Consider the following 25,130-nt stretch of genomic DNA (forward strand, 5'->3'; position numbering starts at 1 on the left):
TCACTAGTAAATGTTTTTGATTGTAGTCCTACTTGGATCAATCAGAACACTAATTTTGCAATTTTGTATGTTTAAATTAGCAATTTCAAGGTAAAAGTCTGCGATGTTACTGAACTATCAGCAGGTACAATGCCCGATCTCTAAGTATTTCACCCACTTTTTCACCTTCTAGATAACATTGCCGCTGGCTTGAAGAAATTTGCCTGTAAGTCCAGCGGCAAGTGTTTCAGCGGATCGGAACTGTGATTATTTGGGTTCCCAATCAAAGCTGATCAACTGTAGGTGTTCAGGATGCGCGAGTAGTTCTTTGGCGAGTAGATAACCTGCGATCGTCCAAGTTTGATATCGCCGCGCTTCTTTGCCAATCAATCGCCCATCTGGCCCATCGTAGTATTCCGGAAATTGGTCTTCAACCAGACGACGTTCGGCAACTGCGATCGCATGGTGGGCAAGTTCTCCACGGTTCATCTTTTTCGCAGCGGCAGTCAGCATCCAAAGTAGAACGGGCCAGCTTCCGCCATTGTGGTACGACCAAGGGCGATTTTTCGGATCGGCTCCCGTGACAATTCGCCATTCAGCATCTTCGAGAGCAGGGTAGCAGAGCTTCATGGGCATCTGTCCGACTAAGTCCGTCCAGCGTAGTTCGATCAGGTTGAGAATCTTGTGGGATTGGCGTTCTGTGGCAAGCGCAGACACGATCGACATTAAGTTCCCCAGAGTGAAGAAGCGAACATCCATCTGAGACGGTCCTAAGTTGCCTGCCATGTATCCACCAGCTTCGGGGAGCCATTTTGCCAATCGATAGAACGGAATTGAATCTGAGTAGATATTGAACTGATTCAGAGCCTCTTCGCCGTATTCTTCGACTCGATAGCGGTAAATCACGTTCAAGCGGTCTGGATCGAGCCAATAATTCTCTCTCAGTTGCCGTCTGAGGGGGATGAGGCGGCTGTGAATCCCTTGAATCATTTTTTGATTGTCATCGTTCTCGACGAGCAGTTCTAGGCTCGCTCGCAAGGCTCCATAGAACAACGACTGAATATCGAGTGGATGACCATACATGCCCATGCGGCGATCGATCATGCTTGCACCATCGGGAACCAGTACCATCGGGTACATATCGAAGCGAGTCACGAGGCACAGTTCGAGGATGAAGCGAATGCCTTCTTGAAAGTCGGGTTGATGTGCCAAGCTGAAGTCTTGAGTCGAGATCGTATAAGCTCTCAGCAAGATAATCCACCAGAGTCCAGAATCGGCTGGGGCAACTCTGCCGATCGCATGATCTCCAAAGTCTGCTTTGAGGTATTCACCGCCTTCGTAGGCAATGATTTTGAAACTAGCAGGCATCAATCCCCGACTGGGCTTTGAGGAATCGAACTGTGTGGTTTTGGGCTGGAGTTTGAGGGTTTCTTCGAGAAAGTAGCGGACGATTTCAGTTCTGCCTCGCATCAAGAACAAGAGCGCGGATGAGATGAAATCCCGAACAAAACATTGGTCGTAGTTCAAGGCTACGACCTCTGGATCTTTTGCGGCGATCGTGCCAATTTCTCGACCTTGATAGGTCAAAATTGATTTTTCTAACAATTCCCAGGCTTGTGCTTCGATGCTCAATGTTCAAGTCCTCGTGCTCAGAACAAAGGTCTATCCTAGAGCAATTTTTCTCGATTCGAGTTGAGCATTTACGATCGATTCACATCCGCAAAATTGCTTTACTGGCTCAGCAGCTTCACTTTCGCGATCGCGAGGTCAGCATCGGGAAGTTTTCGTCCGTGTTTTTCTGCAGTTTCAATCCAGAGATTAGCCACGATTTGAAGTTCTTCCAGTGTTTCGATTAGAGTCTCTCCCTGAGCCAGGCAACCTCTAAATTCTAGAATCTCAGCAACATAACCGCCTTCATCATCAAGGTAAATTGAGATCGAATCACACATGAGTCAAGCGACAACACAAACTGTATTCGGTTCAGGCAGAAGTTCTCCAGTCGCCTGATAAGCAGCAACCAGAGATTCTAGTGCTTCGATGCCATTGTTTAGAGCATCTCGATAGGTATCGCCATGTATAAGCTTATTCAGCATTGTTCTAATTCTCTTCAATTCGGCAGCGCCCTGAAACCGAGCAATCCAAACGCTTTTGCCGTTCGGCGACGATCGCTGCTAAATCCGCTCTACCCGTCAGCTTCAATCGCCAATCTGCCCAAATCGCGTAAAGTTGATCTGCAATCCATCCGAACACTGGAATGCGCGTAATCGCATAAACCCATCCCATGCCTAACACTTCATACACTCGGCGAAAGACTTCAACATTCTTGATAGCAGTTCCATCTGGCAAGATGGCATGAATTCGACCCATTGCCGTTTCGTAGTCAATGCCACCATTGGCTTCAGACGAATAGTTCTCATCGGCAATATCTACAAATTCGACTAAGCCACGATCGCCATCTCGCTTTCTCAAGAAATTCACTTCTCGCATACATAGCGGACATTCACTGTCGTAGAGTAGCTTGATTTGCCAAGTTGATTGTGAGGAGTTGCTGACTGAATTCGACATTGTTCAAGCCTTTTTCTTCTATTTTAAGCTTTGTAACGCGCTCGATAGATTGTCAGAGCTAATTTTTAGGACTAATGTTGATCCGAAATTCTGATCAATCACCATGACTCAAGCTCGATTTCCGAAGCTGGCAATTTTGGCACTCCTCGCGATCGCAATTCTCTGGGGCTATAACTGGACGCAGATGAAGATTGCGGTTCAATATTCGTCGCCTTTCACTTTCGCAGCATTACGAACTCTCTGCGGTGGGCTGGCATTGTTTGGCGGCATGGTGATCCTACGTCAGCCTTTTCAGATCAAAGAACTCTCATTGACGTTCTGGTTGGGCGTATTTCAAACGGCTGGAGTGTATGGATTGGCATCTTGGGCATTGGTGAGCGGCGGAGCCGGAAAGACCTCAGTTCTGGTCTATACCATGCCATTTTGGACAGTCTTGCTGGCTGGATATTTTCTAGGAGAGCGGGTGAACCGAACACAATGGATCGCGATCGCCATTGCTTTCTCAGGATTGTTGATCATTCTTGACCCATTTCAGATGCAAGGCTCAGTGTTCAGTGGCATTTTAGCTGTGTTGGCAGGGTTGAGTTGGGCAGCTGGCTCGATTGTTGCGAAAAAAATTAATGCTAAAGCGCAGGTCAACTTGTTAGCGTTGACCGCTTGGCAGACCTTGTTTGGGGCTTTGCCATTGATCGCGATCGCGCTCTTGCTTCCACAACAACCGATTCAATGGACACCTGCTTTTATCGGTGCATTGTTGTATAACATTCTGCCCGGTACAGCCATTCCGATGGTGTTGTGGCTGTATGTCTTGACCCAGTTATCAGCAGGAATGTCAGGCTTAGGCATGTTGTTAACCCCTGTTCTGGGTGTGTTGTTTGCAGCCTTGCAGCTTGGAGAACAGCCCCAATTGACGGAATGGATTGGCATGAGCTGTGTGTTAGGGGGATTAGTTTTGATTTCGCTCAGCAATCGTAAATAGATTAGCGCCAGTTCGATCGATTCCAGTCATACAGACCTTGAATTTCAAATTCTTGCCCATTGTCAAATCGAACCACACAGCTTGTCTCTTGAGCATTGTCTGACTCATTCAATCCGATTACAGTACACGAGACCCATTCATTGTCATTCTCTTGTACCCATTCCCAGAGGGCACTCGAAACTTCAATGCGATCGCCGATTTTCAACACTGCTTCTGAATCTCGATAAGCAGCCAGATCATCGGCGGTAATTGAGTTTAACCATTCAATCCCGTACTCATCTCGAATGAATTGAACGGTGCCTGAATCTCGACTTTCGAGCCAATCATTCAAAATGACTGTTTTCCACTCCGCATTCTCTTGGGCGAATTGTAGGAAAGCTTGCCGCTGTTGCGGGGTTAATTGGTCGAGCGGATTGATGCGCGTGGCTTGCTTTAAGGTAGTGCGGAGTATCCATTTTTGCTCCTCACTTAAAGGATGTCCCAGCGACTCACATTGCTGGAAGGCTGTATCGAGTAGAGCATCCAGGTCAGATTCCTTCATGTCAGTTCAATCTGCAAAGCAAGTTGATAGAGGTGTCGCCGGGGGAGGTCTGTTTGTTGGGCTAACTGTCGGCTCGCTTGGGAGCGGGAAATTCCCTGCTGCATGAGTGCAAGTAATTCAGCTTTTAGAACATCCTCCGTCAGGGGCACATTGTTCGGTTCTGCACCAGAAACAATCAGTGTAAATTCTCCCTTGGGTTCAGTCGTGGTGTAATGTGCGATCGCAGCTTTGACGGTTCCTCGCCAAAATTCTTCATGCAGTTTTGTCAGTTCGCGCGCGAGAACAATCTGTCGATCCTCGCCTAAAACAGTGGCAATGTCTTGCAGGGTTTTCTGAATGCGGTGAGGAGCTTCGTAAAAAATCAGCGATCGCTCATCGGTGATTAAGGTTTCAAGATGAGTTCTGCGCTCTTGTTCTTTCGTGGGTAAAAAGCCCTCAAACGCAAATCGATCGCTCTTGAGACCCGATGCACTCAAAGCCGTCATCGCAGCCGTTGCGCCCGGAATTGGAACAATAGGAATGCCGGATTCGGCACAGGCCTTGACTAGTTCGTAACCTGGATCAGAAATTCCAGGCATTCCAGCATCGGTGACGAGCGCGATCGAGGTTCCTTGCTGGAGTCGATCGACGAGTTCTGCGGTTCGAGAATGGCGATTGTGATCGTGATAGCTAATTTTTGGCGTTTTGACTTGGAAATGTTGCAAGAGTTTTCCAGTGTGGCGCGTGTCTTCTGCGGCGATCAAATCGACTGATTGCAGCGTTTTAATCGCTCGGAAGGTCATGTCTTCTAAGTTGCCCAGTGGTGTGCCCACAATATATAGAGTTGCAGTCATGTGAGAATTATGGCAAATCGTGGGTTGTTTGTGGGTTTGGTGACGCTAGATATAATTTATCTTGCAGATGCGCCACCTCAACCAAATCAGAAAATTGTGGCACAAGAGACGACGATTGCAGCCGGAGGTCCAGCGACAAATGCAGCGATCGCGTTTCAGCATCTTGGCAATTCTTCTACATTATTCAGTGCGATCGGGTGTCATCCAATTTGTCATTTGATTGAAGCAGACTTGAAATCGATCAATGTGATGGATTTAGATCCTGATCGACAAGAGCCGCCACCCATTTCTTCGATCGTGGTCAGTCAATCGACAGGCGATCGAGCGGTGATTTCTTTGAATGCAGTTCGCACTCAGATTTCTCCAGATTGCATTCCGTCCAACCTTTTAGATGAAGTAGACATTATATTAATTGACGGTCATCAGATGGCAGTTGGAGCAGAGATTGCAAAAATGGCTGGAACTATTCCGGTGGTGATCGATGCCGGAAGTTGGAAGCCTGGATTTGAGCAAATTTTCCCGTACGTGGACTATGCGATCTGTTCTGCCAACTTTCAGCCTCCGACTGAACAATCTGTTTTTGACTATTTATATAGTTATGGAATTGAGAACATTGCGATCACTCAGGGTGAACATGCGATCGAGGTGTTCAATCATTCACAAATCACAGTACCTCAAGTGAATGTGAAGGATACATTAGGAGCCGGAGACATTTTTCACGGAGCATTTTGCCATTTCATTTTGCAGCATGACTTTGTCACAGCTTTAGCGGAAGCTGCGAAGGTTGCATCTTATTCGTGTGAATTCTTTGGCACAAGACAATGGATGCGATCAGCGCACTCTTATAATATTGAGGCTCGTTGACAACTCTGTGGACATGGAAAGTACTCAACCTCGTGTCGGTTTATCCTACAGACAGCATCTCTCGATCGCTGGTGCGATTTGGACATTTGTGGGAGCCGGATTGCTAGCAATGGGACTATTGTTCTGGTTTCATTTGCCATATCTCGGTTTTCTAGATGCTCAGCATTTAGGATTTGGCTCCCTTGCCTTGTCAGTCGGGCTAATCAAAGGAAAGTTCGTCCTCGATCGCACAGCAAACCGAGTCATTGAACGCGCCGAAACCTTACAGGAACCGAACCCAATCAAGAGTGTATTTCAACTGTTTGGCGGCAAGACGATCGCCTTAATTGCGACAATGATGCTGTTTGGCTTAGGTTTACGAATCGCAGGTGTGAGCTATGAGATCCGAGGACTGATCTACCTAGCAGTTGGAGCAGCATTGCTCTGGAGTTGTCGGCGCTATTGGAGTGCTGCGTTTCAGGGAGAGATAGGAGAATAGCCCCTCCCCACTCCCCCACTTTTCAACCCCTCTAGCATTCAGACCAATGGAACCAAACTTTGAAGGCATTTGTGCAATTGTTCGCTCAGTCGGCTGGGGCGCAGCAGAGATTCTCGCAAACCAGGCTCAGAGCTTTGAAGTTGAGAAGTCAGGGGACAGTCCTGTTACTTCGGCGGATTTAGCGGCAAATCGATATATTTTAGAAAAGCTGCAAGCAGTCTTTGATCCCCAGGTGTTTGCGTATTTAAGCGAAGAGACGTATCAATCTGAACCCCTCGAAAGTCGAATTGGGCGAGATTGGGTTTGGATTATTGATCCGTTAGATGGAACGAAGGACTTTATCAATCGCACGGGTGAGTATGCAATGCATATTGCACTGACTTATCGAGGTCGTCCGGTGGTTGCAGTTGTGGCTTGTCCAGGCTTTGGAAAACTCTATTCAGCCACCTTGAGAGGCGGAACTTGGGTAGAAAATCAGAATGGCGATCGACAACGCTTACAAGTTTCAAATAAAACTGAATTTTCTGATCTAACAGTCGTTGCCAGCCGCAGCCATCGCGATGCCAGATTTAATCAATTGATGGATCACTTTCCAGTCACGCAGCAAAAACAAATTGGCAGTGTCGGATGTAAGATTGCAGCGATCGTTGAGCAAAAAGCAGATTTATACGTGTCTCTTTCTGGCAAATCGGCTGCAAAAGATTGGGATTTTGCGGCTCCAGAGTTGATTTTGACCGAAGCGGGCGGACAGTTCACTTACTTCGATCAATCTCCAATTCAGTACAACCGCGAAGATGTCAGCCAGTGGGGCGGAATTTTAGCAAGTAACGGACAGGTGCATGGAGAATTGTGCCAAACCGCGATCGCGCTTTTGGAAGAAATCGATCGCGGTTAATGGATCGGTACTTAAAAGCATTGCGCTTCTGCTCAAATTTACAGAAGCGCAATGCTTTAAATTGAAACAAAATTCAGATTCGGCACGCGATACATGGGTTTCGTGGGTTTCTCCGTTGTGATGAACTCATCTACATTGCAAGAAAGTGCTGCTGCAATGTGCAAAGCATCGATACTGGCTAGACCGTAAGTAGAAGCGATTTGCCTCGCATCCTGAAGCAGTTTTTCGAGATTAACTGTCCAATGCGCAACTGTTGCAAAATAGGCTTCATAGAATTCAAGCTCTTGCCGTTTTTTGTGATAGGTCGCTTTCGGGAGAACTTCTAGCTGTATGAAAGGACCAGAGACAAACTCCCGATTCGTATCACTCAAGATATTCAACGCGAGAGCAGAATCCACTGTGTTACCTCGTGCTGCAATAATCAGAACTCCTGCATCTAGGAAGGTTCGTCTTATTCGTCCCAAGTGCTGATGCCTCCACGTCGTTCTGCGAGTTCTCGCTCAAGGTCTTCTCGACTAAGCAGTGGTTCACCCGATGCAACAATTTCAGCGCGAAGCTCACGCAGTCTCTTACCCAGTGGGCTAATTTCAGGCTCCTCTTTAGGTTCGGGAAGTGTGTTGATAAACTCCCAGACTTGCTGCTGCTGTTCTGGGTTGAGTCTGCGGATTTTTTCAATGACTAATTCTTCGGTGGTCATAGAAATGAGCCTCACTTTTCTCTATTTTATTCGACTCGACTCGCAATCACTGCATAAAACGGATCACCACCTCCCATCCCTAGCATTTGGAACACAGGCGGAATCTGGGATTGTTTGATAATGACTTCTGGCGCTGAGAAACCAGGTACAGCTTTGAAATAGTTTTTGACGAGTTCAACGCGATCGCGTTCTGATCCGTCTCGCCAAGCGGCGATCGCTTTTTGATAAAACATCCGATTTGAGAAGCTAATGATGACGATTCCGCCCGGTTTGAGCACTCGATGAATCTCAGTAAAAATGGCTTCAGGATATTGAACATACTGCACAGACACCGTATTCAAAACCGCATCGAAGGATTGATCCGGTAAAGGAAACTTCGGATCTAAATTCAAATTCTGCACAAAGTAATGATTTAACCGAGGATTGCGAGCGAGTTCTGCGGCATTCAATCCATGTCCTTCGATATGCTCAAACTGCACATCGTCCGGCAAATGCGACACCCAGCTACTCATCATGTCGAAAATCCGCGAATTTGGCTTTAAGCGATCGCGATACAAATCCGTCAATTGTTGAATAAACCCCGTATCGACATGCGTGACAAATCGAGGCTGGTCGTAAAACAATTTGTCATCGGTGGGATCTAATTTCTCGCGTTGATTCGGATTAAGCAGCATATTCATAAGAGGTAGAACTATAAACTTATGTTAACAAACAAGATTTGACTCGAATTGGGCAACAGGTCATGATGAGAACGGCAATGATCTAGGATGTTGGCGATATGCGTGTCCGTCAAAGCATTCCCGAACTATTCTCAACCTTTTTGCGATTTGAATCCGATCAAATCACAAGCTGGAGCACCGATTCGAGATTGCATCGCAGCATTCAGAAGCATTTGGCTCAAATGCCCGAAGAAACCGCCGATCGCTTTTGGGTAATGTATTGGCATCGCTGCTGGAGAAAAGAGGAAGCCTCTCCACGTCAGCAAATTTCAGCAGGGCATATTTCGGCTTATTTGCAAGAAGCGTGCTATTGGAGTGTGCAAAAGATTCAACCTAAAACTTCGTCGCAGCAATTTCAGCTTGCCGATTTGTTTCAAGTTGCGATCGCTGCCGTGCCTAAAATTCTCAAAGCCTGCGATCCCGACGAACGAGCCAGCCTGAAGACTTATGCCAGTTCCGCATTTGGCAACGTAGTTCGAGATTGGTTACGCCAGCGTCGAGAGATTGATCTGTGCAATCATTGGGGATTGCTCTTGAAGCTGAGCCGCAAACGCTTAATTGAAGCGCTGCAAGGATTAGATGCTTCAACGATCGAGCAATATCTCACAGCTTGGAAATGCTTTGAACTGTGTTATCTACCTGCAAAAACGCTAGGCATGAGACAGAGTGCGGCTCCCAGTGCAGAAGTTTGGAATGCGATCGTCACTCAATATAAAAAAGAAACAGGCGAAGCGGTGAGTCCAGCCACTTTGGAGCGTTGGCTAACCGATTGTGCAAATCGGGTGCGATCGCAGTCTTTTCCGACGGTCTCCTCTTTAAATATGCCAAGACCTGGACAAGACGATGGCGAATTACAAGATGAGGTTATAGATTCAAGAGATTCGCTATTAACTGAGTTGATTGAGCAAGAAGAACAGCGGGAAAGGCAGGATCAGCGATCGCAGCTCAATCAAGTCTTGGAAACTGCGATCGCCGAATTCGATGTGTCTGTCCAACAACTGTTACAGCTTTATTACCAGCAACAATTCACTCAGCAGCAGATTGCGAAACAGCTTGAGGTGCAACAGTACACAGTATCCCGAAAGTTATCGAAAGCACGGGAGGCATTACTGTTGAAATTAGTTCGGTGGAGTCAAGCGATCAATCCTGCAACTGACCCAGAAGTGATTAAGAGCATGGGTCTAGTTTTGGAAGAATGGTTACAGAAGCATTATTCGTGAACGATCTGTACTAACCTTCAGTATGGTCTAGGCTTCTAACTTCACAGAGAATAGTCTCTGCGATCGCAACTCATCACTTAATTTGAGCGAACTAGATCCACCAGTATCTCACATCCCCAAGCTCCTAACGTTTCTGAAGGGCAGGAGACAGAATTTCAGTGGAATAGACTGCACCACTTAACATCAGTTCTGTCACAACTGAATATGCTTCGCTCCATGCCTGTTCAGCGTTAGGAGTCCAAGCCTCTCCTAGACAAAGGGCAAGTGCTTTCAACAACGTGCTGCCCACCAGCGGATAATGTTCGGGCAGCACCCCGTATTGGATATGGCGAGTGCCTAAACCCTGAAGTGGGTGAGCCAAGCGATCAGGATGACGGAGACTTTCTACAACTAGGACAAGCGATTGAAAGAGCTTCTTGGCTTGGTCTTCCATATGGGTGTTTGCAAAAAGCGGCTTGACCTCTGGATAGTCGGCAAATAAATTTGTGTAGAAGTGATTCGTAAACTCAAGCTCCTGTGCTTTAATCTGCGCAAAACTGGACTCTAACAATTCAACATTTAAAGGCATACAGCGCTTCCTCTTGTTCACTTTTCACAAAGTATTAGACTCAGATGAATTAATCTATGAGGTAGCTCATTCAGGCAATAGATGAGCGATCTCGAGAAAAAATGCTGAGGAGAGTTTGACGGGCAAAATACAGCAAGACAATCTCTTCAAATTTCTCTTCAAATTTGAGTTGCTTAGGCAGGTTGAAGACCTGTCACAAATTAGATGCTTCAAACCACTAAGATCACGGCTTAATAGAAGAATAATCACGGGGATACGATCGATACAGACGCGCCCTGAAGCTTCCCCGATTCAGGCGGTGAGAAAAAACCTATGCTTTCAAGACTTCGGCGAATCATTCGGCAATTTTTTACTAGAACCAGAACGATCAATAAACAGCCCTTAAACCCGGCAAGCTTGATCGTGCTGATCTTGATCGACATCTTCATCCTTGTAAATGTCTTTACAGGACTCAATGATATTAGCAATTGGGTTCTCAGCCCCACTCAAGCCAATCCTTGCTACACGGCATGGCAAAACTATCGAGAGTCCAAAGACAAAAATAAAGATTTCAATATCGTCCGTGCTGCCGCAGATAAAGATTTCTACCCTCCAATTTCGAGCTTCCCGCCAAACTCAGCAAATCAGACCTTACAAGACAGTTATCGACAGAATTCAAGAGGACAATTGGGCGATGTATCGCCGACCTGTCAAGGGTTTGCCACCGCTGCCGATAAAGTCAATACGCCAGACAACGAAAAGCTCGTGAAATCGATTGCTCAAAAACAAGACGCGATCGCGAAACTTGAAAATAGCAATCGAAATATTCGCGCTCAATATGATTCAACTCTACTCGAAAAGATTGCAGGTCAGAATCGAGATCAATCAATCAACAATGTTGGCGCAGAAAAAGCAAAACAACAACTCGATAATAATAATCAGCAAATTGCTCAACTGAGACAAGAAATCGAGAAACTTAAAGCTGATTTGTTAGCAAAACCAGAAAGCACTGCATTTCTCAAACTTCTGAATGACGGCAACACCTTTAGTGAAGTTGAAAGAAGCTATAAACATGCTTCATTCTGGTATCCCAGCATTCAACTGACCTTACAAGCGCTCTTTCTCGTCCCGCTCTTGATTGGAGCCGCGATCGTCAATCGATTTGCCGAGCGCAAACGCTACGGATTAGTTGCACTGATTAGCTGGCACTTGCTGATCATTTTCTTCATTCCGTTGATTCTGAAAGTCTTTGAATTTCTCCAAGTCGGTGTCCTGTTCAAAGTTCTGTTTGATCTGATCAGTACAATTTTTGGAGGATTAGTCTTTCTGGTCAGTTATGCCTACATTTTGATTATCCCGATCGCAGGTTTCGCACTGATCAAACTGTTCCAGACCATTGTGAAAAAATCGAAACCTCAGCCTTCGATTTTAGTTCAACAATCTCGCTGTCTTAACTGCACCAGAGTTCTCAAAGGCGGAGAAGATTACTGTCCTCACTGTGGCTATCACCAACATCACGAGTGCCACAATTGTCACCAACCGACTTATCAGCATCTTCCCTACTGTCGCAACTGTGGTGCAGAACAAAATCCGAGTGAATCAATTTAAGAGAATTCATCTACGATCGATAAAAATCGGGTCAGCCTATGTATCCCATTCCTTCATTCTTCGATCGTACTTCTGTGAGTTCAGTGTGGCGTGTTCCTTATCAGCAACGCGCCACAGATGCAGAAGCCTGGGCAAAACAGCATCAGATCAAACCCGCTGCTGACGATCGCAAACGCATTTGTCTATTAGCGATCGATGTACAAAATACCTTCTGTCTTCCCGATTTTGAGTTGTTTGTGGGGGGTCGATCGGGTCAGGGTGCGATCGAAGACAATGTGCGGCTGTGTGAGTTTATCTATCGCAATTTAGGAACGATCACCGAGATTGCTCCCACAATGGATACTCACACAGCAATGCAAATCTTTCATCCGATTTTCTGGGTGAATGAAGCAGGAGAGCATCCGATTCCAGCGGCAACCTTAATTCAATTCGAGGATGTGCAAAATGGAGTCTGGCGGGTCAATCCCTCGGTTGCAGCAAGTTTGCAAGCAAGCTATGACAGGCTGAATCAGCACGCTTTGCATTATACGAAGCAACTCACCGACGCAGGGAAATATCCTCTAACGGTATGGCCCTATCACTCAATGCTAGGTGGAATTGGACATGCGTTAGTGTCAGCCGTTGAAGAAGCAATGTTCTTTCATTGCATTGCTCGCAGTAGTCAGACCAGTTTTGAAATCAAAGGCAATCACCCTTTAACTGAAAACTATTCTGTTCTGCGTCCTGAAGTGTTGACAACCACGGGTGGTGAATTGCTTGCACAGAAAAACAGCCGATTGATTGAGAAATTGTTGAAGTTCGATGCGGTGATTATTGCAGGTCAGGCAAAAAGTCATTGTGTCGCTTGGACGATCGATGATTTGCTCACGGAAATTCAAGTCTATGATCCTAACCTAGCTCAGAAAGTGTATCTGCTCGAAGATTGCACTTCCGCAGTCGTTGTACCGGGCGTTGTCGATTACACTGAGCAAGCAGATCAGGCGTATGAACGATTCGCAGCGGCTGGAATGAAGATTGTGAAATCGACAGATACGATCGCGGAGTGGATTTAGTGGGGAGTGGGGAGTAGGGACAAGCGCTATTGCTCCCCATTCCCTTATTTCGGTTCTGCACAACCCTCGCGGACTGTATTTCCCATCATCAAAGTTGCAGCGTAGGGATAGTTCTTATCTGACATGGTATCGCTACAGGAATCGACTTTCTTAAGAACTAAGATGTTATTGCCTTGTAAACGGTAGACTCGAACATTGTCGATCGGGCGACCCTGTGCCCCGATTGGAGCGACATACGGGAAGGTGCGCGGCTTTGTATCAGGAGTCGTATAAACAATGCCTTTTTTGCCGATCGTAATATTCCAGAATGGTTCATTTCCTCGAACGATAAACTCGCGTGCTGAATTTGCAGAAGTTGGAGCCGGAGTTTTTGCGATCGCGCTTAGAGAAACAACAGAAGCCATGCCAACAAAGGCAACACACCATAACCAAGATTTCATGATATTGAAAATACAATGAGTAAAGAATCGAGCAGCCCAAAATCGCTTGTGTGCTCAATCATTTACACAATTACCATCAACCTGATTCCGGATCTGCCTGCTCTGATCCATGGCTTGATCATAAATTAAGAGTTCAATCGCGATCGCGGATCAGGACTCATAGCTCAAAAGTTCACGAAGTTGATGATCATCGACAGGCTGTAATAGATTGAGCAAATGTCCGTCAGGAGTTCTCACCAAAGCAACTTTACCGAAAGATAGTTGGCGAACAATCCCTTCTAATCTTCCGCCCATCGCTTCGAGATCTTCGACCGTGGTATACACATCTGCCACATGAAAACTCAAAATCGGTGAACTTTCAGTTTGATATGAACGAGTTGTAGCATGTAGCGCAATCTCTGTTCCGTCTGCTTCTAGCTCTGCCCAAGTTTCCGTGACTACATTGACTTTTAGCCCCAATCCTTCCCGGTAAAACTCTACAGAAGCACTAACATTCTCAACCATGAGAATAATCTGTCTAAATTGTGTCGTCATTTTGATTGCTCCTCAAGCTGTCAACTCTAGCTCAGGCATTCGAGAAAGAGATTGCCAAAACTGCACCACTTCATTTCCAACTGGCTCTGGATGAAAAAAGTGAAAGAAATGCCTGCCCTCGGGGCATCGCCATAAGCGATCGCCTAATTTCAACATGCGGCTCCATTGAGCATGAGAGCGACGATCGATGACCGAATCATCATTGGCAGCACAGACTAATAATGGGATTTCGACTCCGCCTTTTGGCAATTGCACCAATCCGTACAGTGAATGGAGACTCGGCGATGTTTCTAAATCTCGATCGAGTAATGCCACAAACGCTTGAGTCTGGAAGGGCAGATGTGTGCCGAATAAGTTTCGTACCATTTGTCCCAAAACCTGCTGACGGCTACAGGGTAAAAGCTTCCGTTGAACGTAATAATGTGTATGCCAAGTAATTGCAGGTTGAGCAGCTACGCTGAAAAGCGTCAGTGACTTCACTTTTTCAGGATAGAGACGAGCATATAACAGTGCGACAATGCCACTGGTTCCATGTCCAAGTAGATGAACAGAATGGTGCTGAGTCTCTAAATACTGATGGAGAAGTTCAACGGCACTCGCTAAAGAACTTGCTTCGTCTAGATCTTGTTCGTACTGCCATAATGCGATCGTTGCTTGTCGAGAAAGATACTGTATCAAAGGACGATCTAAAGCTTTCACTCCAGCACTTGCACTAACCCAAACCGCATCTACCACCTGATCCATCGCCATCTCCTTAACAAATTGAATTCTAAATTGACCTGAGCTTCGACCAATCAACTCGCGCTCATGCTCATCCGCTCCGGAGTAGAATTCGAGGCAGATGAGCATCAGTGCGAGCGGCTTACCAAGCTTTAGGTCAAGTGAACTGCTCTAACCACAAACTCAGAATCAGGATTAATAATTTGTCCATCTTGGTCACTCCTAGACCTACTGTTGCAAAATCAGGCAATACAACTTAGATGCCAAATGCAGATTTGAGTTGAGTCGCCCAAGCTTTGATCCGTTCGTCTGTCAGATCGGATTGGTTATCTTCATCAATGGCAAGTCCGCAAAATTTATCTCCGCGAACTGCCTTCGATTCTTGATGCTCGTAGCCTGCGGTGGAAGTCATCCCCACCGTTTGTCCTCCGAGCCCAGAAATTTTTTCTTCCAAGATCCCCATTGCATCTTGGAAGTTATCGGCATAGCCAATCTGATCGCCACAGCCAAAGTAGGCAACCTTTTTGCCATTGAAATTGATATTGTCTAGCTCATCGTAAAAGCCTTCCCAATCGGCTTGAAGCTCTCCAATGTTCCAGGTGGGACAGCCGATGATGAGGTATTCATACGGTTCAAAATCTTCAGAACTTGCATTGGCAATATCGCTCAACTCAACGATCGAGTCTCCTCCCAGTTGAGCTTGAATTGCTTCTGCAATTGTCTCTGTGTTGCCAGTTTGCGTGCCGTAAAATAAGCCGACCGTTGCCATCGTTGATCCTTCATTCTGTGAGTTACTTAGCCAGCCTTATTGATTAAAAGTCTCAATAAGCTTCAAGACCAAGCTTACCATTTTTATTGAAATAAATTTGCATCTAAGGACTGTTAAAAAATATTAAAAAAACGAGCAAATAAGAAAAACCAGACTTTCTAAGGCTTTGAGAGCGCAAAGTCTGGTTTAAATTTGCTTGTTTAGAACTTAAGTTGTTGAGAAAAAGTCTAGGTTAAAGTGTGGCGCGATGGCAAGGTCGTTGAGACAAAGCTTTTCGGGGCCACCCAATATTCCAGCCTGATTTTGAATGCGAGGCGACTTTTTCAGGGCGTTGCATAACTGCTCATCTTCATTCGTGTAAATGAACACGATCGCTCGATGCAGTCTGATCTATTTCTTAATCTTTTTCCATCCCCTGAGCTTTGATGTTAAAAAGACTGAAACGCCCTAATTCTCAGCTTGTGATTCATTTGCTTTATTCAAATCCCTTGGTGAGAACGCTATGAAATATCCTCAATGGTTCCTACCCATTGTTCTGGTTGCCTTGCTGATTACAGTCGGATGTTCCCACTCCAATGTCACGATCTCGGCACAGGAGGATGTTCTTGCTCAAAGTCCGAGTTCTGTCCTCAAACCAGAACCCGATCGCGTGACCGAAGCGCTCGATCGTTCAGATGTGCCTGAAGCCATTCGACAAATCGAAATCCGCTGGAAAAACCAATACGAAGACTATTTTCAAGGAAAATTCAAAACCCAAATTGTGCCTGCTGCGGAAATTGCACGATCGCTGAATCAGATCAATCAACGCACGAAACGGAAATCGGCTCTATTCTATGCAATTCCAAGCGCGAACCATTTAGATTTGATGCTGGTCACTGCCAACGGTAAACCGATTCATCGCCGCATTACCGCCGCAAATCGATCTGTTCTAACTCAAACGCTGCAATCTTTTCGCATGGGAGTTGTGCGAGACGATTCTGACCCGGATGATTACTTAGTCCCCGGACAGCAACTTTATCGCTGGATCGTCGCACCCTTAGAAGCGCAACTTCGAGCCGAGGGGATCAATCAGATTATCTTCTGCTTGGGCAGTGGGCTAAGGAGCTTACCCCTTGCAGCATTACATGATGGGCAGAAATTTTTGATTGAGAAGTATAACTTAGCGATTATTCCGGCGTTTAATTTACTCGATCGACAATCGCGTACCTCTCCCAACACTGAAATTCTCGCGATGGGAGCCTCTACGTTTAGCAATAAACCGCCCCTGCCCGGTGTACCGATCGAGATTGCATCGATCACTCAAACTCCCTGGCAAGGCACATCTCTGTTGAATCAAGAATTTACGCTAAAAAACCTCAGAGCACATCGACAAAAAACTCCCTATGGCATTGTGCATTTAGCAACTCATGCTGAGTTCTCGTCTGGCGATGTGAATCGGTCTTATATTCAATTCTGGGATCAACAGTTGAAGTTGAGTCAGCTTCAAGAATTGGGCTTGCAAAATCCGCCTGTACAATTGTTAGTCCTCAGCGCTTGTCGGACTGCACTGGGAGATACGAGAGCAGAAATGGGATTTGCAGGATTGGCAGTGAAGGCAGGCAGTAAAGCTGCGATCGCGTCTTTGTGGTCAGTCAGTGATGCCAGTACATTAATGTTGATGAAAGAGTTTTATCGAGCCTTGAAATCGGCTCCTGTCAAAGCAGATGCCTTACGAGAAGCCCAGATTGAGATGATTCAAAACTCCGATCGCCTTCGGGCACAAATTCGCGATCGTCGATTGCCGGAAGAAATCAGAGCCTTGGCGGATCAGAATTTAGCGCATCCGTATCATTGGGCAGCCTTTACGCTGATTGGAAATCCTTGGTAGGTTGCATAAGTTCAGATCTTGCAACGTGAATACCGCTATGTCGCACACCCAAACGATCTTCCTATGACTTACTTAAACGCTCTAGCTCAACCTGTTCTAGAAATTCCGCCATCGATCAATGCTGCTGCTTGGCAAAATCGATCTCGCACTGCTCCGGCTCGCTGGAACACATACCTCAATCAGGTCTGTTCTCAAACCGTTTCAGATTGGCTTCAAGACGCTCGTGAAACTCTAGATCGAACTGCGTTGCAGAATCTCTGGCAATTAGTCAATGGAACATCGTTTCGGCTCAACGCGCACCGAATCATTGTGATTCCAGATAAAACAATGGATACGCGCGAATTTCGAGTGCCGCAAGAATGGGTGGATATTCCAAGTTGGGTGGGGGATTACTACTTTGCGGCTCAGGTCGATCCCGATGAGGCGACGATTTTAATTTGGGGATATACGACTCATGCTCAGTTGAAAGCTTTGGGTGAATATGATGCAAGCGATCGCATGTACAGCTTAGATGCAGAACAAATGTCTCAAGATTTTGCTGTCTTTGCACTGACGCGAGAACTGTATCCGCAAGCAGTTACTCGTGCTGAGATTGCGGCACTTGCCCCTGTTCCTGCGGTTCAAGCCGAGAATCTTGTGCAACGATTAGCAAATCCCGAAATTCTCCAACCTCGCTTAGAAATTCCCTTCCAACTCTGGGGAGCATTACTCGAGCAATCTGAATGGCAACAAAGATTAGGGCAATTGCGACAAGGCGTGAGAAGTGTATCGCTGCGCCAATGGTTGCAAAACACGATCGCAGAAGGCTGGCAAACCCTAGACAGCTTACTGGGTGATGAACCTGCTCTAGCTTATCGCTTCCGTCAAACGGCTGATGCAACTCGTCCCACGGTTCAATGTGTCAAAATTTTAGAACTCAGAGAACATACCTTCTGGTTGTCAGTGGTGATCGAGCAAGAAGAGGGCGATCGCTTATCGGTGCGGGTGCAACTGCGAGGTGCAGAACGCGATGAAATCCTACCGAGTGGAGTAATGCTAACGATGCTTTCGAGTGCAGGCGAGGTTGTGCAATCGGTGGAAGCCCGCGACCAAGATAATCTGATTCAACTCCGTCGTTTCCGATGCTCGGCGGGAACTGAATTCAGCTTACAGATTTCATTCGATCGAGTTCAAGTCACTGAAGACTTTATTGCATAGGTGCGAACAATGGATCATCTGATTGTTCTCAATCTAGGGCAAGGCAACTGGAAAGATGGATTTCCCACAGTTATTGCTCAACTGTGGGAGTCTGGACGATCGACCCCGATGCAGTTTACGGGCAGTCTGCCTGCGACTCCAACTTTAGTCGATCGCTTAACTCGCTGGCGGTCAATTTATACAGCCCTCTATGCTCACCTTGGGTTACGTCGCTCAGAATTTGAACTCGATGACGATGAACCGACTCATATCTCTGCGGCTGAATTTCATCAACTGACGCACGAAGTTCAAAGTCAATTTAATCTCTGGCTTAGTGCTAGTTCCTTTCGGGCGATCGATCGACAACTTCGCACCCGCCTTTCTCCAAAAGATTCAATTCGGCTGATGGTTGTAGCGCACGATCGACAGATTCTTCAGTTACCTTGGTGCTTATGGGATTTTCTATCAGATTATCCTTATGCAGAGGTCGCATTGAGCCTGCCGGAATTTGCGCGATCGCTGCAACTTCCGAATCCGAATCGCCGCAAGAAAGTACGAATTCTCAGCATTCTCGGCAATTCTCAAGGCATTGATGTCGAACGCGATCGCGCTTTGCTGCAAAAGCTTCCGAATGCAGAAGTTCATTGTTTAGTTGAACCAACCCCTCAAGCTTTACAAGAGACGCTCTGGCAATCGGCTTGGGATGTTTTATTTTTTGCGGGACATAGTTCGACAGATGTGAAAGGCTACATTCAAATTAATCGAACTGAAACGTTAACGATCGAGCAATTAAAGTACAGTTTGCGTCATGCGATCGCTCAAGGTCTGAAGCTTGCGATTTTTAACTCTTGTGATGGGTTGGGGCTAGCTCAGGACTTAGCTGATTTACAACTTCCGCAAGTGATTGTCATGCGCGAACCTGTGCCGGATCACATTGCTCAAGAATTCCTCAAATCGTTTCTCAGTTCATTTTCGAGTGGGCAGTCTCTCTATCAGTCAGTGCGAGAAGCGAGAGAGAAATTACAGGCATTAGAATCTGATTTTCCTTGTGCGACTTGGCTACCTGTGATTTGTCAGAATCCCTCTGAAGTGCCTCCAACTTGGCAGGATTGGTGTGGTCAAAAACGGCAGTTCTTACCCCCAATGTCGCGATCGCAGCTACAAACGATCGCACTCAGTACCCTTGCGATTACTGGATTAGTCTCAGGAATTCGCTGGTTTGGAGCAATGCAGTCGATCGAACTTCAAGCGTTTGATGTGTTGATGCAACATCGCCCAGTTGAACCACCTGACCCGCGAGTCTTGATTGTCAAAATTGAAGAAGAAGACATTCAGCGACAGCCTCAGAATGGCGGATCGATCTCTGATGAAACGCTCGATCGCGTTTTAGAAACGTTAGAACGTCATCAAGCGCGTGTAGTAGGGCTTGATCTCTATCGCGACTTTCCCACCCAACGTCCGAGCTTAAAAAAGCGCATGGCACAGATGGCACAAAATGCTCAACTCGTCGCCATCTGCAAACGTCGCGATCCTGACTCCAATGATCCGACAGGCATTGCACCGCCTGCTGAAATCAGTGCTGATGCCGTTGGGTTTAGTGACGTTGTGCAAGATCGCGATGGTGTCTTGCGGCGGCATCTTCTCTTTGCAAGTGCCGATGAGATTGGCACTTGTGCGACGGCTTATTCGCTTAGCGTTCAGCTTGCCTTTCGCTATCTCAGTACTCAACCGTCTCCGATCGCGCCAGAGTTTACTTCTGATCAGCATTTGAAGTTTGGCAGTACTGTATTTCCGGCTTTAACTGAACCGACGAGTGGCTATCAGCGCTTTGATGCACGCGGCAGTCAGATTTTACTGAACTATCGATCGACAAAATCCCCGATCGAGGTCGCGCAGCAAGTAACCGTTCGCCAATTGCTCAACGGTGAAATGAATCTTAATGCTATTCAAGATCGCATTGTGCTGATTGGCGTAACGGCTCCGAGCGCAAAAGACTATTTTGCAACGCCTTATGGCAGAGGCTTTTCGCAACAACTTCCAGGGGTGATCGTTCAGGCACATATGGTCAGCCAGATGATCAGTGCTGTTTTAGATAAACGACCTTTACTCTGGGTTTGGTCAACTGCGATCGAGGTGATTTGGATCGGAGCTTGGACAGTGTTCGGAGGCTTACTCATCTGGCGGTTTCGTCAGTTGAAATGGATCGCGATCGCAGGTGCAGGCTGCATTTTCCTCCTGATTGCTGGATGTTGGTTTGTGCTAACTCAAGCCGGATGGATTCCGCTCGTACCAGCATTGCTAGGATTTTTGCTCAATGGCGGCACAGTTGCCTACCGATTTCTTGCTTCATCTCAACCGAACTCACTCTAAACCGAATTTAAGAAGGATCAATTATGAAGTTCAAACCGTCTCAAATTGCCTTAAGCGTCTCATTGCTCAGCGTTGTCTCGATCTCTCAATTTACTTCTGCTCAGCAACGCATTCGATTTACTCCACCGCCTTCTCCGAGTACCAGTACTCCGTCCGATCGTGGCACAGGTGCAGGTGCTCGCGGATGTGATAAAGAATTTGCGGGCTTAAAAGCTTTAGTGCCATCGCCATCTCCGAATGATCAGTGGGGCTTAACGGTCAGCGATCGACCCACCATTTGGTTTAATATTCCAACCGGGGTCAAAGCAGGCACGCTTGTTGAATGGAAACTACGGAATGCTACGAATAAAGTGATTTACAGAACTACAACGCGCCTACCCAAAACAGATCCAGGCGTTGTGAGCTTTTCGATTCCTGAATCCGTTGCTCCGTTAGCAGTTTCGACCTATCAATGGGATTTTGCAATCTACTGTGAGAGTGGAACTCGTGACCCGAACAATCCGAGCGACGATATTATCGATCGACCTTTGGTGAAAAAAGGACGAGTTCAAAAAGTCTCTGTACCTCCAGCTTTGCAGCAAGAATTAGCAGAGGCTAAAACTCCATTAGATCAAGCAAAAGCTTATGCAAGATACGGCATTTGGTATGATGCTTTAACCGTCTTGGGCAAACAAATTCAAACGGCTCAAAAGCCGGATAAAGCAATCTTGGAAGCTTGGAATGAATTGCTCCGACAACAAAAACTAGAAGGCAAAGCCTCGGCAACGGTAACATCGTGCTGTAAGTTGTGAGGAGAAGAACCCAAGCAATGCGCCTGTCTACCTCATGAGTGATGCTGACGATGGAACTACGATCGATTCAAGCTACGAGATACGTCACCCCTTTACGCGAAGGTGGATCACTTCCTGCGATCGTAGAAGCTGATGATGATGGCATGTATGTCCTCAAATTTCGGGGTGCGGGACAGGGTGTAAAATCTCTGATTGCGGAACTAATCGCTGGCGAACTTGCGCGATCGCTCGGCTTACCTGTTCCAGAAATTGTATTCATTGAACTTGATCCAGACTTAGCCCGCACTGAGCCTGATCCAGAAATTCAAGATTTGATTCGAGCGAGTGCGGGTCTGAATCTTGCACTCGATTATCTACCTGGATCGATTACGTTCGACCCCGTTGCAGGCAAAGCCGAAGCTGAGCTTGCCTCTGACATTGTTTGGTTCGATGCCTATGTGACCAATATCGATCGCACGGCTAGAAACGCTAATATGCTCGTTTGGCATCGCAAACTTTGGCTGATTGATCATGGTGCTGCCTTGTACTTTCAGCATACTTGGACGCACTATCTCGATCGCAGTCTCGATCGCTTTCCTGCGATTAAAGATCATGTGCTTCTGCGCTTTGCCACTCACCTCGAAGCGGCTCATACTAAGATGACGGCGCGCCTGACACCTGATATCATCCGTCACATTATCAATCTCATCCCGGACAGTTGGCTGGTCGAAGGTTCTCCATTTACAGAGCCAGATCAGCATCGGGAAGCGTATGTTGAGTATCTACTCAAGCGCTTAGAGTCATCGCAGATATTTTTGGAGGAAGCGATTCGTGCCCAGTCACTTTACTTATGATTACGCTATTATTCGCGTTGTCCCCAAAGTTGAGCGCGAAGAATTTATCAATGTTGGGGTGATTGTTTCTTGTGGTGTGAAACGCTTTCTCGACGCTCGGATTGAGTTGGATGAATCGCGCTTACTCGTGCTTGACCCAACTCTAGATATCGAAATGATTCGCGATCATCTCGCGGTGATTCCCAAGATCTGTCAGGGTGGGGAGCAAGCAGGAGCGATCGGACAACTTCCTCATCGAGAGCGATTTCATTGGCTGGTTGCGCCCAGAAGTACGATTATTCAAACTTCTAAAGTTCATACCGGGCTTTGCCAAGATCTTCAGGCAGTGCTAGAACATTTGATGAACCGCATGGTTAGGAAAAATGCTCATGTTGAAACAGTTCACTCTTAGGACGCAGATCGGTAGGGTTGGCATAGCAATGATGCACGCATTTGCCATCGGCATTGCGGCATGTTCTTCCCCATCTGCAAATACTGCTGCGCCTGCACCTGTTGCTCAAACAACCCCAACCAATGGAACAACTCAGGGATTTCGGCAGACAAAGGTCTTAGAAGGATTAGAAAACCCTTGGAGTATGGCTTGGCTTCCTGATGGCACCATGCTCATTACTGAAAGACCCGGTCGGCTACGAATTGTTCGCGATGGCAAGCTAGATCCGACTGCGATCGCAGGTGTGCCCGAAGTCTTGGCAACAGGGCAAGGCGGATTGCTGGATGTCTCTGTTCATCCTCGATTTAGCGAGAATCGATGGATCTACCTCACCTATGCGCACGGTACACGCGACTCAAATCGTACCCGTCTTGCGAGAGCGACCTTTGACGGCAAAGCATTGCGCGATGTGCGAGTCATTTTTGAAGTCGCTCAAGCCAAATCGGGTGGACAGCATTTTGGATCGCGAATTCTTTGGTTGCCGGATAACACGATGCTCGTTGCGATCGGAGATGGTGGAAATCCTCCCGTTCAGCTAGGAAGTGAGCTAATTCGCGAGCAAGCTCAGAACTTACAGAGTCGTCTGGGCAAAATTGTGCGCTTGAATGATGATGGTTCCATTCCGTCGGATAACCCGTTTGCAGCAAATGCGAATGCAGATTCAGCGATTTGGAGCTATGGACATCGCAACATTCAAGGTCTGGCTTTTGATCCTGGCGCGAAAAGAGTTTGGTCAACTGAACACGGGTCGCGGGGCGGTGATGAATTGAATCTTATTGCAGCGGGTCAGAACTATGGCTGGCCTGTGGTTACGCATAGCCAAGAGTACTTTGGTGGTGAGATTTCACAGGAACGATCGCGACCTGGCATGGTTGATCCAAAAACGGTTTGGACTCCAGCCAAGGCTCCTTCTGGGCTTACATTTTATACGGGCGATCGCTTTCCTGGCTGGCAAGGAAATCTATTCGCAGGCGGTCTAGTATCTCAAGATGTGCGTCGAATTGAGTTAGATCAAGCTGGAAATGTCCGAAGTCAGCAATCGATCAAGATTGGGCAGCGGGTGCGAGATGTTCGGCAAAGTCCAGATGGATTGTTGTACATTCTCACGGATGCATCGAATGGTCAGTTGATTCGATTAGAGCCGACAGGTGGCTAACTTAGTAAAGCGCAGCAAGCGTGTACAGTGGTCGTGATGTGCCAATGTACCTTTAGAATGAGAAATCGTGCTTGCTGAAGCTGGACTGTGTATTTATGAGTTTGATCGAACTGAGCTTAGATGCGACTGAAGAGGCGATCGATTGGATTCGATCGCTTCTCGCAACTGTAAACTACACAGGAGAGCTTCAAATCGAGAAAGGTGAATCTCCTTGGGCGTTTCATGTTCGGTTTTATTTAAGCGATCGTACGAAATTAAATCAGATCGAACAGGCTCTTTCTTCGTTGTATCGAACCGGAATGACAACAGAATTAGAAACCGCGATCGTCGAACAAAAAATAGAATCGACTGCTGAATCTTATCGAATCGGGAATCGTTTCGTTATCGGTTCTGCCAATCAAACGGATGATATCGCGCTCAACATTCAAGAAAGTCTGGCATTTGGCAGTGGATTTCATCCCGCAACGATTCTCAGTTTGCGACTGATTGAACGGCATGTCACGCCTGGATTAGAAGTATTAGATCTAGGCTGTGGATCTGGAATTTTGAGTGTGGCGATCGCAAAGTTAGGCGCGAAAGTTTTAGCGATCGACAATGATGCGATCGCAGTTGAGGCAACTCAAACAGCAGTAGAACAAAATACAGTTCAAGATCTGGTCACGGTTCAATTGGCAAGTTTGGGAAAAGGAAGTGAGCTTGGACATTGGATGGGAGGCGAAACTGGGGAAGTGTCGGAGATCGAACCCAATGAAAATTTCGATCTGATTGTGGCAAATGTATTTGCGCGAATTTTGATTCGGTTGAGTGAGGATTTGAGAAAGGCAGTGCGATCGCCAGGGCGATTAATTTTGGCAGGATTTACGATCGAATACGAAGAGGAATTGACCGAAACATTGGGAGCGTTAGGGTTTGAGTTATGTGATCGACTTCAAGAAGGAGACTGGATCGCACTCGCTTATCAAACCTGAATTCACAACCTGAATTCCCGTTGAATACAAAAAACCCCCGACCAAATCGCCAGGGGTGAATCATCAGGGTGCATCTACCATTCCCCTATACCCAATAAC

General features: G+C 46.7%; 29 protein-coding genes. 15 read left to right on the forward strand and 14 right to left on the reverse strand.

Features of this window, described 5'->3' with window-relative positions:
* Positions 1-246: 246 nt before the first annotated feature.
* The 4 genes from LEPBO_RS0124600 to LEPBO_RS0124615 all read right to left on the reverse strand — a co-directional run bounded on the left by LEPBO_RS0124600 (position 247) and on the right by LEPBO_RS0124615 (position 2,544).
* Positions 247-1,611 (reverse strand): glycoside hydrolase 100 family protein, encoded by a 1,365-nt coding sequence (locus LEPBO_RS0124600; RefSeq protein ID WP_017290256.1) that lies wholly within the window; start codon positions 1,609-1,611, stop codon positions 247-249.
* Between the two features lie 98 nt (positions 1,612-1,709).
* Complete coding sequence (locus LEPBO_RS0124605) at positions 1,710-1,928, reverse strand: type II toxin-antitoxin system HicB family antitoxin (RefSeq protein ID WP_017290257.1); 219 nt, start codon at positions 1,926-1,928, stop codon at positions 1,710-1,712.
* A gap of 3 nt (positions 1,929-1,931) precedes the next feature.
* Positions 1,932-2,072, reverse strand: a complete 141-nt coding sequence (locus LEPBO_RS42460; protein ID WP_017290258.1) for a type II toxin-antitoxin system HicB family antitoxin — start codon at positions 2,070-2,072, stop codon at positions 1,932-1,934.
* Positions 2,073-2,076: 4 nt separating this feature from the next.
* Complete coding sequence (locus tag LEPBO_RS0124615; RefSeq protein ID WP_026148896.1) at positions 2,077-2,544, reverse strand: thiol-disulfide oxidoreductase DCC family protein; 468 nt, start codon at positions 2,542-2,544, stop codon at positions 2,077-2,079.
* 103 nt (positions 2,545-2,647) lie between these two features.
* On the opposite strand from LEPBO_RS0124615, the gene LEPBO_RS0124625 reads away from it, so the two are divergent.
* The gene (locus LEPBO_RS0124625) at positions 2,648-3,523 is read left to right on the forward strand and encodes a DMT family transporter (protein WP_017290260.1); all 876 of its coding nucleotides are present in this window, start codon (positions 2,648-2,650) and stop codon (positions 3,521-3,523) included.
* Position 3,524: 1 nt separating this feature from the next.
* On the opposite strand, the gene LEPBO_RS0124630 is transcribed toward LEPBO_RS0124625, so the two are convergent.
* Positions 3,525-4,064, reverse strand: coding sequence for a type 2 periplasmic-binding domain-containing protein (locus LEPBO_RS0124630; RefSeq protein ID WP_017290261.1), 540 nt, complete (start codon positions 4,062-4,064; stop codon positions 3,525-3,527).
* On the reverse strand, positions 4,061-4,897 hold the full coding sequence (gene rsmI, locus LEPBO_RS0124635; RefSeq protein WP_017290262.1) for a 16S rRNA (cytidine(1402)-2'-O)-methyltransferase: 837 nt from the start codon (positions 4,895-4,897) through the stop codon (positions 4,061-4,063). The genes LEPBO_RS0124630 and rsmI overlap by 4 nt, the downstream gene beginning before the upstream one ends.
* Before the next feature lie 9 nt (positions 4,898-4,906).
* Between rsmI and LEPBO_RS0124640 the strand changes: the two genes are divergently transcribed.
* The 3 genes from LEPBO_RS0124640 to LEPBO_RS0124650 are packed head-to-tail and all read left to right on the forward strand — an operon-like array spanning position 4,907 to position 7,134.
* Positions 4,907-5,761, forward strand: coding sequence for a sugar kinase (locus LEPBO_RS0124640; RefSeq protein ID WP_017290263.1), 855 nt, complete (start codon positions 4,907-4,909; stop codon positions 5,759-5,761).
* A 13-nt stretch (positions 5,762-5,774) separates the two neighbouring features.
* Positions 5,775-6,239, forward strand: a complete 465-nt coding sequence (locus LEPBO_RS0124645; RefSeq protein WP_017290264.1) for a hypothetical protein — start codon at positions 5,775-5,777, stop codon at positions 6,237-6,239.
* Between the two features lie 46 nt (positions 6,240-6,285).
* On the forward strand, positions 6,286-7,134 hold the full coding sequence (locus tag LEPBO_RS0124650) for a 3'(2'),5'-bisphosphate nucleotidase CysQ family protein (RefSeq protein WP_017290265.1): 849 nt from the start codon (positions 6,286-6,288) through the stop codon (positions 7,132-7,134).
* Positions 7,135-7,190: 56 nt separating this feature from the next.
* Here the strand turns inward: LEPBO_RS0124650 and LEPBO_RS0124655 are convergent, their stop codons facing one another.
* The 3 genes from LEPBO_RS0124655 to LEPBO_RS0124665 are packed head-to-tail and all read right to left on the reverse strand — an operon-like array spanning position 7,191 to position 8,511.
* Positions 7,191-7,598: a type II toxin-antitoxin system VapC family toxin gene (locus tag LEPBO_RS0124655; RefSeq protein WP_197693243.1), complete on the reverse strand. Its 408-nt coding sequence runs from the start codon at positions 7,596-7,598 to the stop codon at positions 7,191-7,193.
* On the reverse strand, positions 7,586-7,831 hold the full coding sequence (locus tag LEPBO_RS0124660; RefSeq protein ID WP_017290267.1) for a hypothetical protein: 246 nt from the start codon (positions 7,829-7,831) through the stop codon (positions 7,586-7,588). The genes LEPBO_RS0124655 and LEPBO_RS0124660 overlap by 13 nt, the downstream gene beginning before the upstream one ends.
* Before the next feature lie 26 nt (positions 7,832-7,857).
* On the reverse strand, positions 7,858-8,511 hold the full coding sequence (locus LEPBO_RS0124665; RefSeq protein WP_317135192.1) for a class I SAM-dependent methyltransferase: 654 nt from the start codon (positions 8,509-8,511) through the stop codon (positions 7,858-7,860).
* 98 nt (positions 8,512-8,609) lie between these two features.
* Between LEPBO_RS0124665 and LEPBO_RS0124670 the strand changes: the two genes are divergently transcribed.
* On the forward strand, positions 8,610-9,770 hold the full coding sequence (locus LEPBO_RS0124670) for a sigma-70 family RNA polymerase sigma factor (protein ID WP_017290269.1): 1,161 nt from the start codon (positions 8,610-8,612) through the stop codon (positions 9,768-9,770).
* Positions 9,771-9,894: 124 nt separating this feature from the next.
* Here LEPBO_RS0124670 and LEPBO_RS0124675 read toward each other — a convergent pair whose 3' ends face one another.
* Positions 9,895-10,338: a globin family protein gene (locus LEPBO_RS0124675; protein WP_017290270.1), complete on the reverse strand. Its 444-nt coding sequence runs from the start codon at positions 10,336-10,338 to the stop codon at positions 9,895-9,897.
* Between the two features lie 312 nt (positions 10,339-10,650).
* Between LEPBO_RS0124675 and LEPBO_RS0124680 the strand changes: the two genes are divergently transcribed.
* Positions 10,651-11,925 carry a hypothetical protein gene (locus LEPBO_RS0124680; protein ID WP_017290271.1) on the forward strand — a complete coding sequence of 425 codons (1,275 nt, stop codon included), beginning with the start codon at positions 10,651-10,653 and terminating at the stop codon, positions 11,923-11,925.
* A 38-nt stretch (positions 11,926-11,963) separates the two neighbouring features.
* Entirely contained in the window at positions 11,964-12,977 is a 1,014-nt protein-coding gene (locus LEPBO_RS0124685; RefSeq protein ID WP_017290272.1) for a cysteine hydrolase family protein, read from the forward strand.
* A gap of 44 nt (positions 12,978-13,021) precedes the next feature.
* On the opposite strand, the gene LEPBO_RS0124690 is transcribed toward LEPBO_RS0124685, so the two are convergent.
* The 4 genes from LEPBO_RS0124690 to fldA all read right to left on the reverse strand — a co-directional run bounded on the left by LEPBO_RS0124690 (position 13,022) and on the right by fldA (position 15,440).
* Positions 13,022-13,417 (reverse strand): COG3650 family protein, encoded by a 396-nt coding sequence (locus tag LEPBO_RS0124690; protein ID WP_017290273.1) that lies wholly within the window; start codon positions 13,415-13,417, stop codon positions 13,022-13,024.
* Positions 13,418-13,567: 150 nt separating this feature from the next.
* Positions 13,568-13,951 (reverse strand): VOC family protein, encoded by a 384-nt coding sequence (locus LEPBO_RS0124695; protein ID WP_017290274.1) that lies wholly within the window; start codon positions 13,949-13,951, stop codon positions 13,568-13,570.
* 12 nt (positions 13,952-13,963) lie between these two features.
* Positions 13,964-14,695, reverse strand: a complete 732-nt coding sequence (locus LEPBO_RS0124700; RefSeq protein ID WP_026148898.1) for an alpha/beta fold hydrolase — start codon at positions 14,693-14,695, stop codon at positions 13,964-13,966.
* 232 nt (positions 14,696-14,927) lie between these two features.
* On the reverse strand, positions 14,928-15,440 hold the full coding sequence (fldA, locus tag LEPBO_RS0124705; protein WP_017290276.1) for a flavodoxin FldA: 513 nt from the start codon (positions 15,438-15,440) through the stop codon (positions 14,928-14,930).
* A 502-nt stretch (positions 15,441-15,942) separates the two neighbouring features.
* On the opposite strand from fldA, the gene LEPBO_RS0124710 reads away from it, so the two are divergent.
* From LEPBO_RS0124710 to LEPBO_RS0124745, 8 genes are all read left to right on the forward strand, one after another.
* Positions 15,943-17,307: a CHAT domain-containing protein gene (locus tag LEPBO_RS0124710; RefSeq protein ID WP_017290277.1), complete on the forward strand. Its 1,365-nt coding sequence runs from the start codon at positions 15,943-15,945 to the stop codon at positions 17,305-17,307.
* Positions 17,308-17,370: 63 nt separating this feature from the next.
* On the forward strand, positions 17,371-18,504 hold the full coding sequence (locus tag LEPBO_RS0124715; RefSeq protein WP_017290278.1) for a DUF1822 family protein: 1,134 nt from the start codon (positions 17,371-17,373) through the stop codon (positions 18,502-18,504).
* 9 nt (positions 18,505-18,513) lie between these two features.
* Positions 18,514-20,853, forward strand: coding sequence for a CHASE2 domain-containing protein (locus LEPBO_RS0124720; RefSeq protein ID WP_017290279.1), 2,340 nt, complete (start codon positions 18,514-18,516; stop codon positions 20,851-20,853).
* Positions 20,854-20,876: 23 nt separating this feature from the next.
* Positions 20,877-21,644 carry a DUF928 domain-containing protein gene (locus LEPBO_RS38165; protein WP_017290280.1) on the forward strand — a complete coding sequence of 256 codons (768 nt, stop codon included), beginning with the start codon at positions 20,877-20,879 and terminating at the stop codon, positions 21,642-21,644.
* Positions 21,645-21,685: 41 nt separating this feature from the next.
* Positions 21,686-22,477: a HipA family kinase gene (locus LEPBO_RS0124730; RefSeq protein ID WP_017290281.1), complete on the forward strand. Its 792-nt coding sequence runs from the start codon at positions 21,686-21,688 to the stop codon at positions 22,475-22,477.
* Entirely contained in the window at positions 22,455-22,868 is a 414-nt protein-coding gene (locus LEPBO_RS0124735; RefSeq protein WP_017290282.1) for a DUF3037 domain-containing protein, read from the forward strand. The genes LEPBO_RS0124730 and LEPBO_RS0124735 overlap by 23 nt, the downstream gene beginning before the upstream one ends.
* A gap of 28 nt (positions 22,869-22,896) precedes the next feature.
* Positions 22,897-24,063, forward strand: coding sequence for a PQQ-dependent sugar dehydrogenase (locus tag LEPBO_RS0124740; protein WP_036044875.1), 1,167 nt, complete (start codon positions 22,897-22,899; stop codon positions 24,061-24,063).
* Between the two features lie 95 nt (positions 24,064-24,158).
* The gene (locus LEPBO_RS0124745) at positions 24,159-25,031 is read left to right on the forward strand and encodes a 50S ribosomal protein L11 methyltransferase (protein WP_017290284.1); all 873 of its coding nucleotides are present in this window, start codon (positions 24,159-24,161) and stop codon (positions 25,029-25,031) included.
* The last annotated feature ends 99 nt before the right edge of the window (positions 25,032-25,130 follow it).

Origin of the sequence: Leptolyngbya boryana PCC 6306, from assembly GCF_000353285.1 — a bacterium.
GTDB lineage: Bacteria > Cyanobacteriota > Cyanobacteriia > Leptolyngbyales > Leptolyngbyaceae > Leptolyngbya > Leptolyngbya boryana.

What these genes read in the sequence shown, in the direction of transcription:
- LEPBO_RS0124605 (WP_017290257.1), bottom strand. Translation starts at nt 1,928, where the DNA reads ATGTGTGATTCGATCTCAATTTACCTTGATGATGAAGGCGGTTATGTT.
- LEPBO_RS42460 (WP_017290258.1), bottom strand. Translation starts at nt 2,072, where the DNA reads ATGCTGAATAAGCTTATACATGGCGATACCTATCGAGATGCTCTAAAC.
- LEPBO_RS0124615 (WP_026148896.1), bottom strand. Translation starts at nt 2,544, where the DNA reads ATGTCGAATTCAGTCAGCAACTCCTCACAATCAACTTGGCAAATCAAG.
- LEPBO_RS0124625 (WP_017290260.1), top strand. Translation starts at nt 2,648, where the DNA reads ATGACTCAAGCTCGATTTCCGAAGCTGGCAATTTTGGCACTCCTCGCG.
- LEPBO_RS0124630 (WP_017290261.1), bottom strand. Translation starts at nt 4,064, where the DNA reads ATGAAGGAATCTGACCTGGATGCTCTACTCGATACAGCCTTCCAGCAA.
- rsmI (WP_017290262.1), bottom strand. Translation starts at nt 4,897, where the DNA reads ATGACTGCAACTCTATATATTGTGGGCACACCACTGGGCAACTTAGAA.
- LEPBO_RS0124640 (WP_017290263.1), top strand. Translation starts at nt 4,907, where the DNA reads ATGGCAAATCGTGGGTTGTTTGTGGGTTTGGTGACGCTAGATATAATT.
- LEPBO_RS0124645 (WP_017290264.1), top strand. Translation starts at nt 5,775, where the DNA reads ATGGAAAGTACTCAACCTCGTGTCGGTTTATCCTACAGACAGCATCTC.
- LEPBO_RS0124650 (WP_017290265.1), top strand. Translation starts at nt 6,286, where the DNA reads ATGGAACCAAACTTTGAAGGCATTTGTGCAATTGTTCGCTCAGTCGGC.
- LEPBO_RS0124660 (WP_017290267.1), bottom strand. Translation starts at nt 7,831, where the DNA reads ATGACCACCGAAGAATTAGTCATTGAAAAAATCCGCAGACTCAACCCA.
- LEPBO_RS0124665 (WP_317135192.1), bottom strand. Translation starts at nt 8,511, where the DNA reads ATGAATATGCTGCTTAATCCGAATCAACGCGAGAAATTAGATCCCACC.
- LEPBO_RS0124670 (WP_017290269.1), top strand. Translation starts at nt 8,610, where the DNA reads ATGCGTGTCCGTCAAAGCATTCCCGAACTATTCTCAACCTTTTTGCGA.
- LEPBO_RS0124675 (WP_017290270.1), bottom strand. Translation starts at nt 10,338, where the DNA reads ATGCCTTTAAATGTTGAATTGTTAGAGTCCAGTTTTGCGCAGATTAAA.
- LEPBO_RS0124680 (WP_017290271.1), top strand. Translation starts at nt 10,651, where the DNA reads ATGCTTTCAAGACTTCGGCGAATCATTCGGCAATTTTTTACTAGAACC.
- LEPBO_RS0124685 (WP_017290272.1), top strand. Translation starts at nt 11,964, where the DNA reads ATGTATCCCATTCCTTCATTCTTCGATCGTACTTCTGTGAGTTCAGTG.
- LEPBO_RS0124690 (WP_017290273.1), bottom strand. Translation starts at nt 13,417, where the DNA reads ATGAAATCTTGGTTATGGTGTGTTGCCTTTGTTGGCATGGCTTCTGTT.
- LEPBO_RS0124695 (WP_017290274.1), bottom strand. Translation starts at nt 13,951, where the DNA reads ATGACGACACAATTTAGACAGATTATTCTCATGGTTGAGAATGTTAGT.
- LEPBO_RS0124700 (WP_026148898.1), bottom strand. Translation starts at nt 14,695, where the DNA reads ATGGATCAGGTGGTAGATGCGGTTTGGGTTAGTGCAAGTGCTGGAGTG.
- fldA (WP_017290276.1), bottom strand. Translation starts at nt 15,440, where the DNA reads ATGGCAACGGTCGGCTTATTTTACGGCACGCAAACTGGCAACACAGAG.
- LEPBO_RS0124710 (WP_017290277.1), top strand. Translation starts at nt 15,943, where the DNA reads ATGAAATATCCTCAATGGTTCCTACCCATTGTTCTGGTTGCCTTGCTG.
- LEPBO_RS0124715 (WP_017290278.1), top strand. Translation starts at nt 17,371, where the DNA reads ATGACTTACTTAAACGCTCTAGCTCAACCTGTTCTAGAAATTCCGCCA.
- LEPBO_RS0124720 (WP_017290279.1), top strand. Translation starts at nt 18,514, where the DNA reads ATGGATCATCTGATTGTTCTCAATCTAGGGCAAGGCAACTGGAAAGAT.
- LEPBO_RS38165 (WP_017290280.1), top strand. Translation starts at nt 20,877, where the DNA reads ATGAAGTTCAAACCGTCTCAAATTGCCTTAAGCGTCTCATTGCTCAGC.
- LEPBO_RS0124730 (WP_017290281.1), top strand. Translation starts at nt 21,686, where the DNA reads ATGCTGACGATGGAACTACGATCGATTCAAGCTACGAGATACGTCACC.
- LEPBO_RS0124740 (WP_036044875.1), top strand. Translation starts at nt 22,897, where the DNA reads ATGATGCACGCATTTGCCATCGGCATTGCGGCATGTTCTTCCCCATCT.
- LEPBO_RS0124745 (WP_017290284.1), top strand. Translation starts at nt 24,159, where the DNA reads ATGAGTTTGATCGAACTGAGCTTAGATGCGACTGAAGAGGCGATCGAT.